The organism is Tepidiforma bonchosmolovskayae, assembly GCF_008838325.1.
Taxonomy (GTDB): Bacteria; Chloroflexota; Dehalococcoidia; order Tepidiformales; family Tepidiformaceae; genus Tepidiforma; species Tepidiforma bonchosmolovskayae.
Genome location: NZ_CP042829.1, coordinates 458,904 through 474,985, shown reverse-complemented (window position 1 = coordinate 474,985; position 16,082 = coordinate 458,904). Strand labels below are relative to the sequence as shown.

15 protein-coding genes are annotated in these 16,082 nt (G+C 69.6%); 10 read left to right on the top strand and 5 right to left on the bottom strand.

Annotated elements, in window-relative coordinates:
• Positions 1–76 precede the first annotated feature (76 nt).
• On the bottom strand, positions 77–1,987 hold the full coding sequence (locus Tbon_RS02460; protein WP_192498080.1) for a TIGR03960 family B12-binding radical SAM protein: 1,911 nt from the start codon (positions 1,985–1,987) through the stop codon (positions 77–79).
• 125 nt (positions 1,988–2,112) lie between these two features.
• On the opposite strand from Tbon_RS02460, the gene ispD reads away from it, so the two are divergent.
• Genes ispD through Tbon_RS02420 form a run of 8 tightly spaced genes read left to right on the top strand, consistent with a single transcriptional unit; the run spans position 2,113 to position 9,851 of the window.
• On the top strand, positions 2,113–2,787 hold the full coding sequence (gene ispD / locus Tbon_RS02455) for a 2-C-methyl-D-erythritol 4-phosphate cytidylyltransferase (RefSeq protein WP_158066141.1): 675 nt from the start codon (positions 2,113–2,115) through the stop codon (positions 2,785–2,787).
• Positions 2,784–3,260 carry a 2-C-methyl-D-erythritol 2,4-cyclodiphosphate synthase gene (ispF, locus tag Tbon_RS02450; protein ID WP_225734679.1) on the top strand — a complete coding sequence of 159 codons (477 nt, stop codon included), beginning with the start codon at positions 2,784–2,786 and terminating at the stop codon, positions 3,258–3,260. The genes ispD and ispF overlap by 4 nt, the downstream gene beginning before the upstream one ends.
• 59 nt (positions 3,261–3,319) lie before the next feature.
• Positions 3,320–3,913, top strand: coding sequence for a sugar transferase (locus tag Tbon_RS02445; RefSeq protein WP_158066139.1), 594 nt, complete (start codon positions 3,320–3,322; stop codon positions 3,911–3,913).
• Entirely contained in the window at positions 3,910–5,814 is a 1,905-nt protein-coding gene (locus tag Tbon_RS02440) for a polysaccharide biosynthesis protein (RefSeq protein ID WP_158066138.1), read from the top strand. Before Tbon_RS02445 ends, Tbon_RS02440 begins: the two co-directional genes overlap by 4 nt.
• Positions 5,811–6,419 (top strand): acyltransferase, encoded by a 609-nt coding sequence (locus tag Tbon_RS02435; protein ID WP_158066137.1) that lies wholly within the window; start codon positions 5,811–5,813, stop codon positions 6,417–6,419. Before Tbon_RS02440 ends, Tbon_RS02435 begins: the two co-directional genes overlap by 4 nt.
• On the top strand, positions 6,416–7,510 hold the full coding sequence (locus Tbon_RS02430; RefSeq protein ID WP_158066136.1) for a DegT/DnrJ/EryC1/StrS family aminotransferase: 1,095 nt from the start codon (positions 6,416–6,418) through the stop codon (positions 7,508–7,510). Before Tbon_RS02435 ends, Tbon_RS02430 begins: the two co-directional genes overlap by 4 nt.
• Before the next feature lie 53 nt (positions 7,511–7,563).
• Positions 7,564–8,577 carry a Gfo/Idh/MocA family protein gene (locus Tbon_RS02425; protein WP_158066135.1) on the top strand — a complete coding sequence of 338 codons (1,014 nt, stop codon included), beginning with the start codon at positions 7,564–7,566 and terminating at the stop codon, positions 8,575–8,577.
• On the top strand, positions 8,574–9,851 hold the full coding sequence (locus Tbon_RS02420) for a nucleotide sugar dehydrogenase (protein WP_158066134.1): 1,278 nt from the start codon (positions 8,574–8,576) through the stop codon (positions 9,849–9,851). The genes Tbon_RS02425 and Tbon_RS02420 overlap by 4 nt, the downstream gene beginning before the upstream one ends.
• Here Tbon_RS02420 and Tbon_RS02415 read toward each other — a convergent pair.
• Positions 9,848–10,942, bottom strand: a complete 1,095-nt coding sequence (locus tag Tbon_RS02415; RefSeq protein ID WP_225734678.1) for a pyridoxal-phosphate-dependent aminotransferase family protein — start codon at positions 10,940–10,942, stop codon at positions 9,848–9,850. The two genes, Tbon_RS02420 and Tbon_RS02415, sit on opposite strands and share 4 nt — an antisense overlap.
• A gap of 189 nt (positions 10,943–11,131) precedes the next feature.
• On the opposite strand from Tbon_RS02415, the gene Tbon_RS02410 reads away from it, so the two are divergent.
• A complete protein-coding gene (locus Tbon_RS02410) occupies positions 11,132–12,316 on the top strand; it encodes an acyl-CoA dehydrogenase family protein (protein ID WP_158066132.1) in 1,185 nt (394 codons plus the stop codon).
• Positions 12,317–12,440: 124 nt separating this feature from the next.
• Positions 12,441–12,983: a DinB family protein gene (locus Tbon_RS02405; RefSeq protein WP_158066131.1), complete on the top strand. Its 543-nt coding sequence runs from the start codon at positions 12,441–12,443 to the stop codon at positions 12,981–12,983.
• Here the strand turns inward: Tbon_RS02405 and Tbon_RS02400 are convergent.
• From Tbon_RS02400 to Tbon_RS14320, 3 genes are all read right to left on the bottom strand, one after another.
• The gene (locus tag Tbon_RS02400) at positions 12,969–14,348 is read right to left on the bottom strand and encodes a peptidase MA family metallohydrolase (RefSeq protein ID WP_158066130.1); all 1,380 of its coding nucleotides are present in this window, start codon (positions 14,346–14,348) and stop codon (positions 12,969–12,971) included. The genes Tbon_RS02405 and Tbon_RS02400 overlap by 15 nt on opposite strands.
• Positions 14,345–15,452 (bottom strand): peptide chain release factor 2 gene (prfB, locus tag Tbon_RS02395; RefSeq protein WP_158066129.1). Its coding sequence is split into 2 segments (ribosomal slippage): positions 14,345–15,385 and positions 15,387–15,452, totalling 1,107 coding nucleotides; the frame shifts between segments, so codons are not numbered across the junction. The genes Tbon_RS02400 and prfB overlap by 4 nt, the downstream gene beginning before the upstream one ends.
• A gap of 44 nt (positions 15,453–15,496) precedes the next feature.
• Entirely contained in the window at positions 15,497–16,081 is a 585-nt protein-coding gene (locus tag Tbon_RS14320; RefSeq protein WP_192498079.1) for a CDP-alcohol phosphatidyltransferase family protein, read from the bottom strand.
• Position 16,082 lies beyond the last annotated feature (1 nt).

The following is a 16,082-nucleotide window of genomic DNA, read 5'->3' as shown; positions in this document are numbered from 1 at the left end:
CACCGCCGCACCCACACACCAGGGGGCGGGGCCATTCGGCCCCGCCCCCTCTCATCCTGCGCCCGGGCAGCCCGCGCTACACGAGCTCCAGGAGCTCCCCTTCGTACTTCCGGGCGCCGCGGCGCAGCTCCGCCAGCTTCCCCACCTTCACCACGCAATCCGCAACGCCCTTCTCCCCCCGCAGCGCATCGAAGTTCTGCATCCCGCAGACGTTGCACGCACCGTGGTGGCAGTCGCCCACCGTCTTCGTCGAATGCACCGCCTGCCACTGCCCCCGCAGGTACGCCTTCGTCACCCCGCAGTCGATATGGTCCCAGGGCAGCGGCTCGCGCGTATCCCACTCTCGGTGCGCGAACCACGCCGGGTCGACCCCGACCGCGGCAAAGGCGGCCTGCCAGGTCTCGAACCTGAAGTGCTCGCTCCAGGCGTCGAACTTCGCGCCCCGGCGCCACGCCTCGTAGACCGCCTCCGAGACCCGGCGGTCGCCCCGCGAAAGCACGGCCTCGATGAAGCTGTCCCGCGGGTCGTTCCAGCTGAACTCCACACCGGCGGCCCGGCAGCCGTCCTTCAGCAGGAAGTGCTTCGGCTGCAGCTCTTCGGCCGTATCCTGCCGCGCCCACTGGAACGGCGTGTGCGGCTTCGGCACCAGGTTGCTCGTGCTCACCCGCACCCGCGCGCGCCCGCCGACGTACTTCTTCCCGATCGCCTTCACCTGCTTCCCCAGCTCCACAATCCCCGCCACGTCCTCCATCGTCTCCGTCGGCAGGCCCACCATGAAGTACATCTTGATGCCCGTCCAGCCCCGCTGGAACGCGTTCTCGGCGGCGCCCAGCAGGTCCGCATCGCTCACGAGCTTGTTGATCGCGTTCCGCAGCCGCTGCGAGCCCGCCTCAGGGGCCAGCGTCAGGGTGTGCTTCTTCCCCTTCGCAATCGCGTTCGCCACGTCGACCGAGAACGTGTCGACCCGCGTGCTCGGCAGGCTCACCTTCAGGTTCGGGAACCGCTCGGTGAGCATCTGCACCATCGGCACAATCTCGCTGTGGTCCGTCGTGCTCAGCGAAAGGAGCGACAGCTCGTCGTACCCGGTGTTCGCCATTAGGTCCGCCGCCGCCTGAACCACCTCCTCCGGCGAACGCTCCCGCGTCGGCCGGTAGATCATCCCCGCCTGGCAGAACCGGCACCCCTGCGTGCAGCCCCGCTGGATCTCGACCGCGGCACGGTCGTGCACCGTCTGCAGGAATGGCACGATCGGCTTCACCAGCGGCTGCGGCAGCTTCTCCACGATCCGCCGCCGGATGACCCGCGGCGCTTCGGGCACCGTCGGCTCCAGCGCAAGGAAATGCCCGGCATCGTCATACCGCGCCTCGTAGAACGCCGGCACGTAAACCCCCGGAACCCGAAGCAGGTCGCGGAGCCGCCGCTCCCGCGGCGCCCCTTCCCGCTTCCAGTTCCGCACCAGGTCTGTCAGCTCGACCACCACCTCTTCGCCTTCCCCGAGCACGAACGCGTCGATGAACAGCGCCATCGGCTCCGGGTTGAACGCCCCGCTCCCGCCAGCAATCACGATCGGGTCCTCGTCCGTCCGCTCCCGCGAAAGCACCGGGATCCCGGCGAGGTCCAGCATGTTCAGCACGTTCGTGTACGTCATCTCGTACTGGAACGTGAACCCCACCAGGTCGAACTCGCGCAGCGGATGCCGCGTCTCGAGGCTCCAGAGCGGAACCCCGTCTCGCCGCATCTCCGCCTCCATGTCGTCCCATGGTGCGAAGACCCGCTCGCAGGCCACATCCTCAATTCGGTTCAGGATGTCGTACAGGATGCCGAGCCCCATGTTCGACATCCCGATGTCGTAGGCGTCGGGGTAGGCCAGCGCAATCCGGACGTTCGTCGACTCCCAGTCCTTCACCACGCTGTTCCACTCGCCGCCCGTGTACCGCGAGGGCTTCGAAACCCGCGCGAGCAGTCCGTCGATTGCAACCGTTGCCATCAAACAATCCTCCATGCAGTGGGTGAGCAGCACCGCAGGCAAGATCCCATCGTAGCAGCCGGCGCCCCCCATCCATAGCACGCCCCGGGCTGACCCCTGGCCGCCGGTCGGCGATACTCAAGGACGTGCCGACCGATGCCGTTATCGTCGCCGCCGGCGCCTCCACCCGCTTCGGCAGCGCCGACAAGCTCACCGCCGACCTCGCCGGGCGCCCGCTCATCGCCTGGTCGCTCGCCGCCTTCGAGGCCGTCCGCGGCCTCGGCTGCCTCGTCGTCGTCGCCGCGCCCGGCCGCGAAGCCGAATTCGAGGAACTTGCCCGGACCTGGTGTCCCCGCGTCTGCTTCCGCGTCGTGGCCGGGGGCGCCCGCCGCCGCGACAGCGTCGAGGCCGGCCTCCGCACCTGCTCCAGCCGCTACGTCGCCATCCACGACGGCGCCCGGCCGCTGGTCACGCCCGCGCTCATCGAGCGGACCATCGAAGCCGCCCAGGGGCTCCCCGGCGCCATCGCCGCAGTGCCCGTCACCGACACCATCAAGGAGGTCCGCGGCGGCCGTATCGTCGGCCACCCCGACCGCTCCCTCCTCTGGGCCGCCCAGACGCCGCAGGTCGTCCTCCGCCAGGCCTGGCTCGATGCCGCCGCCATGTCCGACAACGACGAAACCGACGACGCCGCCATGCTCAGCCGCCTCGGCCTTGAATGCGCCGTCGTCGAAGGCTCCTACGACAACCTCAAGGTCACCCGCCCGCTCGACCTCGACCTCGCCGCCCGCCTCCTCGCCGCCCGGGAGGCCGCCCGGTGAACATCCGGGTCGGCATCGGCGAAGACCTCCACCCCGTCGACGACGGCCGCACGCTCGTCCTCGGAGGCGTCATTATCGAAGAGGGCCCCGGCCTGCGCGGCCACTCCGACGCCGATGTCCTCCTCCACGCCATCACCGACGCCGTCCTTGGCGCTGCCGCCCTCGGCGATATCGGCGCCTACTTCCCTCCGAGCGACCCCCGCTACGCCCACGCCGACAGCGCCGACTTCCTCCGCACCGCCCTCCGCCTCGCCCGCGAAGCCGGATGGACCCTCGGCAACATCGACGCCACCGTCCGGGCCGAGCGGCCCCGGCTTGCCCCGTACATCCCTCACATCCGCGAGCGGATCGCCGAGATTGCCGGCATCGAAACAGGCGCCGTCAGCGTCAAAGCCAAGTCCGGCGAAGGGCTCGATGCCGTCGGCCGCGGCGAGGCGATGGCCGCCATCGCCGTTGTCCTCCTTCACCGGTAGCGAACGGAAACGCCCGCGCTCCTCGTGCCCGTAGCCCCGCCCGGGGATAGGCTGAAACCGTGGGCAAACGCCTGTTCGATGTCACCCTCGTGCTCGTCACCGCCCCGGTCTGGGTGCCCATCATGCTCCTCGCCGCCCTCCTCCTCGCCATCGACCTCGGCGGCAATCCCTTCTTCCTCCAGCAGCGCATCGGCCTCCACGGCAGGCTGTTCACGATGTATAAGCTCCGCACTATGCGTCACGCCCGTCCCGGAAAGGAAGACCGCTACGTCATCGACGACTTTCGCACCTTCGTCTTCTCACCCCCGGATCAACCCAATCCCCGCATCACCCGCCTCGGCGCCTTCTTCCGCAAGACCTCGATCGATGAGCTCCCCAACCTCATCAACGTGCTCAAGGGCGAAATGAGCCTCGTCGGTCCCCGGCCCGAGATCCCGGAAATCGTCGCCCAGTACCCGGCCCACTACCACCGCCGCCACGACGTCCTCCCCGGCATCGCCGGGCTCGCTCAGCTTAACGGCCGCTCGGATTTGACCTATGACGAAACGATTACCTACGATCTCGCCTACGTGGATAACCACTCCCTCCGCGGCGATATCGCCATCCTCCTGAAGACCCTCCTCGCAGTCCTCAAGGGGAGCGGCGCCCGATGAACCGCCACGCCGGTCCCCTCGCCGCCCTCCGCCGGCTCGCCCCCGGCGACCCGCTGGCCACCCTCCTGGCGGTCGCTCTCGATGTTCTCGTTGTCGGCGCCGCCCTCGCCTGCGCGATGCTCCTCCGCTTCGATGCCGAGGTGCCCCGCCGCAACGCCGAATTCGTCCTCCGCGTCTTCCCGCTCATCGCCGCCGCCTACGTGTTCGGCAACTTCGTCTTCGGTGTCTACCGCACCGTTTGGGCCTACGGCAGCATCGGCGACATCATCGGCCTCTTCCGGCCGGTTCTGCTCGTCACCCTGCTGCTCTTCGGCATCAATTTCTGGCTCGAAGAACGGCTCCTCCCCCTCTCCGTCATCCTCATCGCTGGCGCCCTCGTCTTCCCGGGGATGGCCGTCGTCAAGATGCGCACCCGCCTGCTGGTCCGCCTCCCCTGGGTCGATACCGGCGAACGCCGCCTCCTCATCGTTGGCGCCGGCCATACCGGCCAGCTCCTCGCCCGCGAACTGCAGGCCAACCCTTCGCTCCCCTACCAGCCCGTCGGGTTCGTCGACGACGACGAAAAGCTCCTCCATCACCGCATCCACGGCCTCAAGGTCCACGGCACCATCGCCGAACTCGAGCACGTCCTCGAGCGCATGGACGCCGAAATCGTCGCCATCGCGCTCGACCGGCCCAGCGGCCAGCTCGTCCGCCAGATCGTCGGCACCTGCCAGCGGCTCAACATTCCCGTCCGCATGGTCCCCGGCGTCGATAACTGGGTCCTCGGCCACGGCCACGACACCCTGCGCGAAATCACCCTCGACGACCTCCTCGGCCGCGAACCGGTTCAGGTCGATTTCGCCGCCTGCAGCCAGTCCGTCCGCGACCGCGTCGTCCTCGTTACCGGCGCGGCCGGCTCCATCGGCTCCGAACTCTGCCGCCAGGTCCTCACCTTCCGTCCGCGCGAGCTCCACCTCCTCGACAACAACGAAACCGGCCTGCACGACCTCTCCCTCGAGCTCGCCGGCGTCTCTCCCGAGACGGCCATCCGCCTCTGGGTTGCCAGTGTCACCGATGAGCCCCGCGTCCGCGAAATCTTCGCCCGCACCCGGCCCGACCTCGTCTACCACGCCGCAGCCCTCAAGCACGTCCCGCTCATGGAAGAGCACCCCGCCGAAGCCTTCCGCGTCAATGTGCTCGGCACCCTCTACTGCGCCAGCGCCGCCCGCGAATTCCAGGTCGGCACCTTCGTCCTCATCTCAACCGACAAGGCGGTCCGGCCCAGCAGCGTCATGGGCGCCACCAAGCGCATCGCCGAGCTCCTTGTCATCGCCCTTGCCCGCGAATCCACGCACACCCGCTTCGCGGCCGTCCGCTTCGGGAACGTCATGGGCTCCCGCGGCTCCGTCGTCCCCACCTTCATGAAGCAGATAGAGCGCGGCGGTCCCGTCACCGTCATGCACCCCGAGATGCAGCGCTACTTCATCTCCATCCCCGAGGCCGTCTCCCTCGTCATCCAGGCCGGCACCTTCGGCGGCCGCGGCGATATCTACATGCTCGACATGGGCGAGGAGATCAACATCCTCGAACTCGCCGAGCGGATGATCCGCCTGCGCGGGCTTCGCCCCGGCCAGGATATCCAGGTCGTCTTCACCGGCCCGCGCCCCGGCGAAAAGCTCCGCGAAGAGCTCGTCGCCGACTTCGAACACCTCCAGCCGACCGCGCACCCTAAAGTCATGCGCCTCACCGCCTCCGTCGAAGTCACCGAGCGCGAAATCCTCCGGCTCATCGACGAAATCCGGCAGGTCATGTGGGGCGACCCCGAGGAAGTTCGCCGCCGCATCCACCTCGTCGCCCGCCGCTTCTCCCGCGACGATGCCGCCGCCGACGCCCCCGAAAGCGAGGCCCTCCCGTCGTGACTGCGCCGCGCATCCACCCCACCGCCGAGGTTTCCCCCGCCGCCCGCATCGGCGCCGGCGCCAGCATCTGGCACCACGCCCAGGTCCGCGAGCGCGCCGACGTCGGCCCCGGCTGCATCATTGGCAAAGGCGTCTACATCGGCGCCGATGTCACCGTCGGCGCCAACTGCAAGGTTCAGAACTACTCCTGCGTCTACGAGGGCAACACCCTCGAGGACGGCGTCTTCATCGGCCCCGAAGTCGTCCTCACCAACGACCGCTACCCGCGCGCCATCAACCCCGACGGCACCCTCAAGGCCGCCGCAGACTGGGAGCTCTCCGGCTCCCGCATCTGTTACGGCGCAGCCATCGGCGCCCGCTCGGTCGTGCTCCCGGGCCTGGTCATCGGCCGCTGGGCGCTCGTCGCCGCCGGGTCCGTGGTCACCCGCAGCGTCCCCGATTTCGCCCTTGTTGCCGGGAACCCCGCCCGCCAGGTCGGCTGGGCCTGCGTCTGCGCCCGCCCCCTGGGCGCCGACCTCGTCTGCCCCGCCTGCGGGCGCCGCTACCGCCTCGCCGGCGAATCGCCCGCTATCCTCGAACCAGTCTCAGGCCCGGAGTCCCCATGACGACCGTTCCCCGCCCGTTTATCCCCGTCGCCCGCCCCCACGTCGGCGAAGCTGAAAAGCGCGCCGTCATGGAGGTGCTCGATTCCGGCCAGCTCGCTGCCGGCCCCCGCGTCGAAGCCTTCGAGCGCGCCTTCGCTGCCTACATCGGCGCCCGCCACGCCATCGCCGTCAACTCCGGCACCGCCGCCCTGGTCGTCGCACTCCAGGCGCACGGCGTCGGCCCCGGCGACGAGGTCATCACCACCCCCTTCAGCTTCATCGCCACCGCGACCAGCATCATCGCCTGCGGCGCTACCCCGGTCTTCGTCGATATCGACCCCTTCGACCTCAACCTCGACCCCGAGAAGGTCGAAGACGCCATCACCGAGCGGACGAAGGCCATCCTGCCCGTCCACCTCTACGGCCACCCGGCCCGGATCAGCGAACTCGCCGAGCTTGCCGAGGACTTCTCCCTCGCACTCATCGAAGACGCCGCCCAGGCGCACGGCGCCGAACACGCCGGCCGCCGCGTCGGCACCTTTGGCACCGGCTGCTTCAGCTTCTACCCGACGAAGAACATGACCACCGGCGAAGGCGGCATGATCACCACCAACGACGACGAAATCGCCCGCCGCGCCCGCATCATCCGCAACCACGGCCAGGAGGTCCGCTACCGGCACGACCTCTTCGGCCTGAACTGGCGCATGCAGGACCTCAACGCCGCCATCGGGCTCGCCCAGCTTGAGCAGCTCGAAGGCTGGACCCGCGCGCGCATTGCCAACGCCGAGCACCTCAGCAGCCTCATCCGCGGTTTCGAAACCCCCCGCGTCCGCGAAGGCGACCGCCACGTCTTCCACCAGTACACCATCCGCGTGCCGCGCGACCGCGACCGCCTCCAGCAGCAGCTCCAGGAGGCTGGCATCGGCACCGCCATCCACTACCCCGTGCCCATCCACCAGCAGCCGATCATCCGCGAGCTAGGCCTCGGCGAAGGCGCCTTCCCCGTCGCCGAGGCGGCCGCCGCCCAGGTCCTCTCCCTCCCCGTCCATCCCGGCCTCGAACCCGAGGACGTCGAGTACATCGCGGCCACCCTCAACCGCCTCCGCGGCTGACCCCGGCTGACCTGCCCGTGCACCTCCGCCCATCCCGCGCTACCCTCGAACCCGTGAGTCGAACGCTCCGCGCAGCCGTCATCGGGCTCGGGTCCATGGGCGCAAACCATGCCCGCGTCCTCGCCGATACCCCCGGCGTCGAACTCGTCGCCGTCGCCGACCCCGACGCCGAGCGGGTCCGCAAGGCCGTCCAGGGCCGCCCGATTCCCGGCTTCGAAACAGCCGCGGCCCTCCTCGCCGAAACCCGGCCCGATTTCGTCTGCGTCGTCGTCCCCACCGGCCTCCACGAAGAGGTCGCAATGGCCGCCATCGAAGCCGGCGCCCACGTCCTCGTCGAAAAACCGATCGCCGCCACCCTCGATGCCGCGCGCCGACTCGCCGACGCCGCAGAACGCGCCGGGGTCCTCCTCACCGTCGGCCACATCGAGCGCTTCAATCCCGCCGTCCGCGAACTCAAGCGCCGCCTCGACGAAGGCCAGGGCGGCCGCGTCCTCCAGGTCCGCGCCCGCCGCGTTGGCCCCTTCCCCCACCGCATCCGCGACGTCGGCGTCATCCACGACCTCGGCCCGCACGACATCGACATCATGCGCTACCTCCTCGACGACGAGGTCGAGCGCGTCTACGCCGAGTCCCGCTCCCACATCGCTACCGGCAACGAAGACCTCTTCGCCGGCATGCTCCGCTTCCGCGGCGGCGCGATGGGCCTCCTCGATATCAACTGGCTTACCCCGACGAAGGAGCGCTCGCTCACCGTCCTCTGCGAGCGCGGCATGTTCACCGTCGACTACGCCGCCCAGGTGCTCTGCTTCTACGAGAACTACGCCGCCGCCGCCCGCGAAGGCGTCTACGCCTCGGTGACCGAGGGCCCGATGACCCGCTACCCCATCGCCAGCCGCGAGCCGCTCCGCGTCGAACTTGAGGCCTTCCGCGACGCCATCCTCGCCGGCGGGCCGCCCCCGGTGCCCGCCAGCGCCGGCATCGCTGCCCTCGCTGTCGCCGAGGCGCTCGTCCGCTCCGGCGAAACCGGCCTCCCCGTCAGCCTCGATGAGGTCGCCACCCTCCCATGAACGTCGCCGTCGTCGGCATCGGCCGCATCGGCCTCCCGCTCGCCGTCACCATCGCCTCCCGCGGCCACCGCGTCACCGGCTGCGATATCGATGCCGCCCACGTCGAACGGATCAACCGGGCACAAAACCCGCTCCCCGATGAGGCAGGCCTCGGCGAACTCCTCGCCCGGACCATCGCCGATGGCTCATTCCGCGCAACGACCGACACCGCCGCCGGCGTCGCCGACGCCGACGTGGTCCTCTTCGCCGTGCGCGTCGATGTCGACGCCGACGGCCGCGCCGACCTCTCCCACCTGCTCGCCGCCGTCGACAACGTCGCTGCCGCCCTCCGTCCCGGCGCCCTCTGCATCTTCGATACCACCCTCCCGGTCGGAACCACTCGCCGTGTGCTCGCCCCCCGCCTCGAAGCCGGCGGACGGAAGCTCGGCGTTGACCTCCACGTCGCCTTCTCCCCCGAGCGCCTCCTCATGGGCCGCGTGATCGAAGACCTGACCAAGTACCCCAAGGTGGTTGGCGGTATCGACCCCGAAGGCGGCCGGCTCGCCGCTGAGTTTTACCGCCAGACGTTCGGCGGCGAGGTCCTCCTCCTCTCCAGCGCCGAGGCCGCCGAGCTCTCGAAGCTCGCCGAGGGCGCCTACCGCGACCTCAACATCGCCCTCGCCAACGAGCTCGCCATGGTCGCCGATGTCCACGGCCTCGATATCGCCGAGGTCATCCGCGCGGCCAACTCCCAGCCATACTCCCACATCCACGTCCCCGGCACCGGCGTCGGCGGCCACTGCATCCCCGTCTACCCCCGCTTCCTCATGCAGGGCGAAGGCCCCTCCGCCCTCTCAGCGCTCGGCCGCGCCGTTAACGACGCCATGCCAGGCTACGTCGTCCGCCGCCTCGCCGCGCTCCTCGGCGGGCTCGAAGGCCGCCGCGTCGTCGTGCTCGGCCTCACCTTCCGGCCCGATGTTGCCGTCACCTTCCACACCAACGCCGTCGACCTCCGCCGCGAGCTCGAAGCCCTCGGCGCCGTCGTCGAAGGCCACGACCCCCTCCTCACGCCCGATGGCGTCGCCTCGCTCGGCTTTCAGCGCGCCGCCGAACCGCTCCGCGGCTACGATGCCGCCATCGTCCACAGCTACCACAGGGCCTACGCCGGGCTCGACTGGGCGCAGGTCGCCCCCGTCATCGTCGACGCCCGCAACGCCCTCGACCGTACCGCCGTCGAAGCGGCCGGTGTCCGCTACCTCGGCGTTGGCCGTCCGCCGACGCCCGCTGGCGGCTAGCCCGCCCCGAGCCGCTCCGTCGCCGCGTCCAGCCCTGCCCGGATGTCTGCCTTGAACCCCTGTTCCCGCAGCAGCTTCCCAAGCGCGTTGAGCAGCAGGAGCACGTTCCCCGGCGTCGAACTCTCCCCCATCAGTCCGATGCGCCACACCCGGCCCTTCAGCTCTCCGAGCCCGCCGCCAATCTCAATGCCGTAGCGGTGGAGCAGCGCACCCCGCACCGCCGTGTCCTCCACCCCCACGGGGATGCGGACCGTCGTCAGCACCGGCAGCCGGTAGCCCGCCTGGGCGTGCAGCGTCAGCCCCATCGCCTCAAGCCCCGCCTGCAGCGCCCGCCCGTTCCGCTCATGCCGGGCCCAGCGCGTCTCCAGCCCCTCCTCGAGCACCAGCGACAGCGCCTCGTGCAGCGCGTAGACCATCGAAATCGGCGCCGTGTGATGGTAGGTCCGCCGCTCGTCCCAGTACGCCTCCAGGAGCTGCAGGTCGAGGTACCACGTATTGCACGGCGTCTCCCGGCGGCGCACCGCATCCCACGCCCGCGCCGATACCGTGATCGGCGCCACCCCCGGCGGCGCGCTCAGGCACTTCTGCGTCCCCGAATACACCGCATCGGCGCCCCACGCGTCGGCCCGCACCGGCATGCCGCCCAGCGACGTCACGCAGTCCACCAGCAGCAGGGCGCCGTTCTCACGGGCGATCCGTGCGAACGGCTCCACCGGCGTCTCCGCCCCCGTCGATGTCTCGGCGTGCACGATGGCGAGCAGCTTCACGTTGCCGGCCGCCTTCACCGCGGCCTCGACGACCGCCGCATCGACCGGCTGCCCCCACGGCGACTGCACCCTCGTGACCTCGCCGCCGGCCCGCTCGGCCATCTGCGCAATCCGCTCCCCAAAGTACCCGCAGATGCCGACCACCACCCGGTCGCCCGGCTCCACGAGATTCATCACCGCGGCTTCCATCCCGCTGGTGCCGGTTCCCGGCGTCGCGAGCGTGACCTCGTTCTCCGTCTGGAGCACCTCCCGCAGCATCGCCCGGCAGCCGTCCATCACGCGGAGAAAATCCGGGTCGAGGTGGCCGAGCAGCGGCCGCGTCATAGCTGTCAGCACGCGGGGATGCGCCCCGCTCGGGCCCGGGCCCATCAGGATACGAGTCGGGGGAGTAAACGTAGTCGTCGGCATGCCGAACATCCTACCCGCTCACTGCCCCAGCCGCTCCCCGCTCGCCCACAGCCCGTTTTTCGACACGCGTGTACAATCGAGCCACTACAGTCGAGAGGTTGCTCCATGGACTTCCGAGACACCCCGGAAGAGGCCGCGTTCCGCGCCGAAGTTCGCAAGTTTATCGAAGAAGAGGGCCACAAGGCCCGCATCCGTGACGACGACGGCGAACGCGCCTTCTTCGGCGGCAGCAAAGAGTGGACGAAGGCCCTCGCCGCCCGCGGCTGGGTCGCACCCGCCTGGCCGAAGGAGTACGGCGGCGCCGGCCTCTCCGTCATGCAGCAGTTCATCTTCAACTGGGAGCTCGCCGAGGCCCGCCTCCCGCGCCCCGGCGGCATCGCCGTCGGCTTCGCTGGCCCCACCCTCATCGTCCACGGCACCGAAGAGCAAAAGAAGAAGTACCTCCCCGGGATCCTCAGCGGCGAAGACATCTGGTGCCAGGGCTACTCCGAACCCGGCGCCGGCTCAGACCTCGCCGCCCTCCAGACCCGCGCCGTCCGCGACGGTGACGACTACATCATCAACGGCCAGAAGATTTGGACCTCCGGCGGCCACCTCGCCAGGTACATGATCCTCCTCGCACGCACCGACCCCGATGCCCCCAAGCACCGCGGTATCACCTACTTCATCGTCGATATGAAGAGCCCGGGCATCACCGTTCGCCCGCTCGTCAACCTCGCCTACACCCACGAGTTCAACGAAGTCTTCTTCGAGGACGTCCGCGTTCCCCGCGAGAACATCATCGGCGAGGAGAACCGCGGCTGGTACCTCGCCCAGACCACCCTCTCCTTCGAGCGCTCCAACATCGGCGGGTCGGTCGGCGCCCGCCAGGCCGTCGAAGACCTCATCAAGTTCGCCCGCGAAAATGCCACGAACGGGCAGAGCACCCTCGCGCATAACCCGGCCATCCGCCACGAGCTCGTCGAGCGCTACGTCGAGGCCGGCGTCGCCCAGATGATGAGCTTCAAGATCGTCTCCATCCAGGCGAAGGAAGGCGTCGCCCCCGGCCACGAAGCCGCCGTCGCCAAGCTCTACGGCACCGAGCTGAACCAGCGCATCTACCGCACCGGCATGAAGGTCCTGGGCCTCTACGGCCAGCTCGATGCCAGGACCGACGGCCCGAAGCCCCCGCTGCGCGGCCGCATCAAGTACATGTACCTCCGCTCCGTCGCCAACACCATCGAAGGCGGAACCAGCGAAATCCAGCGGAACATCATCGCGACCCGCGGCCTCGGCCTCCCGCGCGGCTGACCCGCGCCCCGCTCCAACCAGCGATCGCCGAAACGGCCGCCCTGCAAAGGGCGGCCGTTTCCCTTTCCCAGCCGCGCGAAAGTGGATCTTCCGTTGTGCACGGCCGCTGCACCTACGATGGTCCATGGTATCCGCACTGGTCGAGACCGATGCAGCGCGCTTTGCCCGCGTCGCCGGGCTCGCCGTTGCAACCTTCCGCCGGCTTTCTCAAGCGGCCCTCGAACGCCCGGCCGCCAACGGCTGGCCCCTGAAGGTTCACATCGTCCATCTCGCCGATTGGAACCTGGCCGCCGCCGCCCGTCTCGAAGGCGCGCATCCTGCCGATGCGCTTGGCGTTCCCCGCCGCCTCTGGCTCGCCGGCGAGGAGGAGCGGATCAACCGCCTCCTTGCCAACCTCGCGCGAGACCTCCCACCCTCGGAGTGCATCCGCCGCTACGCAGCGAGTTCCTCCCGGCTGACCGTCGCACTCGCAATTCAGGGGATGATCTCCGTCGCCGGCAAACAACCGCTGCCCCTCGGACCCCGCCACCTGCCACCGGCGCCGGACCTCGCCGGTTTCGGCGCTGCCCACCTGGCTGCCCACCTCGCCGACATGACGCGCGCACCAGATGACCGCCGTGCAGCCCTGCATCCCGGCGCCTGGAGGCGTCCCTCAGCTTCCGCCTGAGCCCGGCGCGCTTGGCCCGCCGCCGGCGCCCCGCTCGCGGTTGTTCGCCAGCAGCATCGCCACCAGCCAGCTGAAGACCGCCGCAAGGGCCAGGAGCACCGCCAGCCCCAGGATGATCAGCAGCCCGCGGTCGACCCCGGAGTCCCCGCCCGCGCTCCCGCCCGCCTGGGCAGGCGCCTTCGTCGGGGCCGGAGTCGGCTGCGCCTGCTGCGGGCGCTGCGTCGGCGCTGCCGTAGGCGCCGCGGTCGGCGCCGAGCGCGGCGCCAGGCCGTACGCCGCGCGGAACGCGTCCTCAAACTGCTGCATCGTCAGCCCGTACACCCGCTGAATCGCCTGGTCGTAGCGGACTCCGCTCTTCATCGTCCGCATCAGCTCAGCGAACTTCCCGGGACCCTCGCGGTCAACCAGGAACTTCACCATGAAATACGCCTGCCCGTAAAACACCCCAACGAGCTGCGGATTGCTGGTCGGCACCACCATCTGGTTGAACGGAATCAGCCGGTCCGCCCGCACCGCCGCCCGGAATGCGCCTTCGTAATCCCCCGGCGACGACTGCGCGTAGACTGCCGCGCCCTCGTCCAGCCACGCCGGCAGTTTCGCCAGCGTACCCTGCCCCGCGATGTCGTTCAGGATGTGCCCCAGCTCGTGCCGCAGCGTGTCCGTCCGGTCGGTCGAACCGCACTGCACCGGGATCATCAGCAGGATGTCGTTCGTCACCTTGGTGCCGCAGGTGGTCACAGCTGCATCGAACCGCCCGCCCGTGCCCGGCCGCGCCGGGTCCATCTCTGCCTCGTTCGCGAACAGGATGACCTTCACCGGGAGCGTCGTCAGCTCGGTCCCGTACAGCTCCCGGCCGATGCGCTGGTACGTGTCCGACCCGGCGTCGAGGTACGCCTTCGCCAGCGTCTCCCGGTCCCCGTGGTAGTACACCACCATGAAGTCGTTCGCCACCGACTTCCACTGGCGGTCCGGCGGCAGGTAGAGGAACTGCCGCTCCTCGCTCCGTGTCACCTGGCCGTCCGCCGTTCGAATCTCCCACGAATAGGTGAACTCCGAGCCGACGGGGATGTAGCTCTGGCCCGAGTTCACCTGGAGCACCACCTCGGCGGTCACCGTCCGCCCGGGCGTAAGACTGTCCGGCTTACCCAGCGCCAGCGTCCCCCTGCCCTTGATCGCGTACGACAGGGTTGCGTCGGTGATGTCAACGTCCGCCCGCGCCGTCACCCGGAAGGTCAGCGTCCGCGGATAGCCGTTTTCCACCGTCATCGATTCGATCACCGCAGACGCAGCCGCACCCCGCGGCGGCAGCCCGGCGGCCGCCAGCACGAGCAGCGCCGCTGCCGCAGCAAGCGCCCCGCGCCTCATGACTCCTCCTGCCCGACCTGCGCCCGCAGATACGCCTCGATGAACGGGTCGATTTCGCCATCGAGAACGGCTGTCGTGTCCGTCGTTTCGTACCCCGTCCGCAGGTCCTTCACCAGCTTATACGGGTGGAGCACGTAATTGCGGACCTGGCTCCCGAACGAAACGTCAACGTGCTCGCCCTTCAGCCGCGCCTTTTCTTCTTCTTGCCGGTTCAGCTCCAGCTCCAGCAGCCGTGCCTCGAGCACCTTCATGGCGCTCTCCTTGTTCTGCGCCTGCGACCGCTCGTTCTGGCACGTCACCACAATCCCCGTCGGGATATGCGTGATGCGTACCGCCGTCGAGTTCTTCTGCACGTTCTGGCCGCCGGCCCCGCTCGAGCGGAACACGTCGATCTTCAGGTCGTCGGGGTCGATCTCGATCTCGCCGACCTCGTCCACCTCCGGCATCACCTCCACCTTCGCAAAGCTGGTCTGCCGCGTCGCCGCTGAGTTGAACGGCGAAAGCCGCACCAGCCGGTGGACCCCGCGCTCGCTCTTGAGGTACCCGTAGGCGTACGGCCCGCGTACCTCCACCGTCGCGCTCTTGATGCCCGCCTCCTCGCCCTCGGTCAGGTCGAGAATCTCGGTCTCGAACCCCTTCCGCTCGGCCCAGCGCAGGTACATCCGCAGCAGCATCTCGGCCCAGTCCTGCGAATCTGTCCCGCCGGCGCCGGCGTGTACCGCCAGGATGGCGTTCCGCATGTCGTACGGCCCCGAGAGCTGCAGCTGGAACTCGAGCCGCCGCAGCTCGTCCTCGATGGCGTCGAGCTCCTTCCGCACCTCCTCGGCCGTCTGCTCGTCGTCCTCCGCTGCCGCCATCTCGAGCAGCTCACCCGCCTCGCGGGCGCGCCGCTCCAGCCCGCGCCACGTTTCGACGCGCTCACGCCGGGCGGCCAGCTCCTGCATCACCTTCCGCGCAGTCGCTGCATCGTCCCAAAAGCCGGGTGCGAGGGTCTGCTGTTCGAGTTCTGCTACGCGAGCTTCATCCCTGGCGAGGTCAAAGACGCACCAGGAGGTCAGAGATCCGGTCCGAAAGCTCGCGCGCGCGCGCCTGCAGTTCGTTCATGGCTCCATCCTCGCACGCCGCCCCGCGACGATCGAGCCGGCCGCTCAGCCGCGCTCGTCCCGGAGCGCCTGCGCCAGCATCCAGGCCCGCTGGATCGCCGTCAGGTTCGAAAGCACCGCCAGCACGGCCATCGCCGCCGTCAGCCAGCCGAGCACCAGCCCCACTCCGAGCACGGCCACCCGCTCCTGCCGGCGGAACAGCCCTTCCCGCATGGGTACGCCTGCCACCTCGGCCCGCGCCCGCAGGTAGCTCACCGATACGCTGCCGAGGAGCGCCGCAAAGCAGGCCGCTGTCTGCCACTGCTCGCCGCGCTCCGCGAAGTACCACGCGCAGGCGGCCAGCACGATCGCCTCGCTCGCACGGTCGAGCACCGCATCGAAGACCGCCCCGAACGGACTCGCCTTCCCTGTCGCCCGCGCGACCGCCCCGTCAACCAGGTCCAGCGCCGAAAACAGCAGGTACACGAGCCCCGCAGGCAGGAGCTGCCCACGCGCCACCAGCACCGCCGCAGCGACGTTCCCCCCGGCGCCCGCGAGCGAAATCATGTTCGGGGTAATCCCGAGCCCGCCGACCGAGCGGCCGATCGCATCCTGCACGCCCTTCGGCAGCCGCGTCGGCAGCAGCGTCACG

Excerpts from the sequence above, each read along its gene's own strand:
- Tbon_RS02460 (WP_192498080.1), bottom strand. The coding sequence starts at position 1,987 with ATGGCAACGGTTGCAATCGACGGACTGCTCGCGCGGGTTTCGAAGCCC.
- Tbon_RS02440 (WP_158066138.1), top strand. The coding sequence starts at position 3,910 with ATGAACCGCCACGCCGGTCCCCTCGCCGCCCTCCGCCGGCTCGCCCCC.
- Tbon_RS02430 (WP_158066136.1), top strand. The coding sequence starts at position 6,416 with ATGACGACCGTTCCCCGCCCGTTTATCCCCGTCGCCCGCCCCCACGTC.
- Tbon_RS02420 (WP_158066134.1), top strand. The coding sequence starts at position 8,574 with ATGAACGTCGCCGTCGTCGGCATCGGCCGCATCGGCCTCCCGCTCGCC.
- Tbon_RS02415 (WP_225734678.1), bottom strand. The coding sequence starts at position 10,942 with ATGACGCGGCCGCTGCTCGGCCACCTCGACCCGGATTTTCTCCGCGTG.
- Tbon_RS02410 (WP_158066132.1), top strand. The coding sequence starts at position 11,132 with ATGGACTTCCGAGACACCCCGGAAGAGGCCGCGTTCCGCGCCGAAGTT.
- Tbon_RS02405 (WP_158066131.1), top strand. The coding sequence starts at position 12,441 with ATGGTATCCGCACTGGTCGAGACCGATGCAGCGCGCTTTGCCCGCGTC.
- Tbon_RS02400 (WP_158066130.1), bottom strand. The coding sequence starts at position 14,348 with ATGAGGCGCGGGGCGCTTGCTGCGGCAGCGGCGCTGCTCGTGCTGGCG.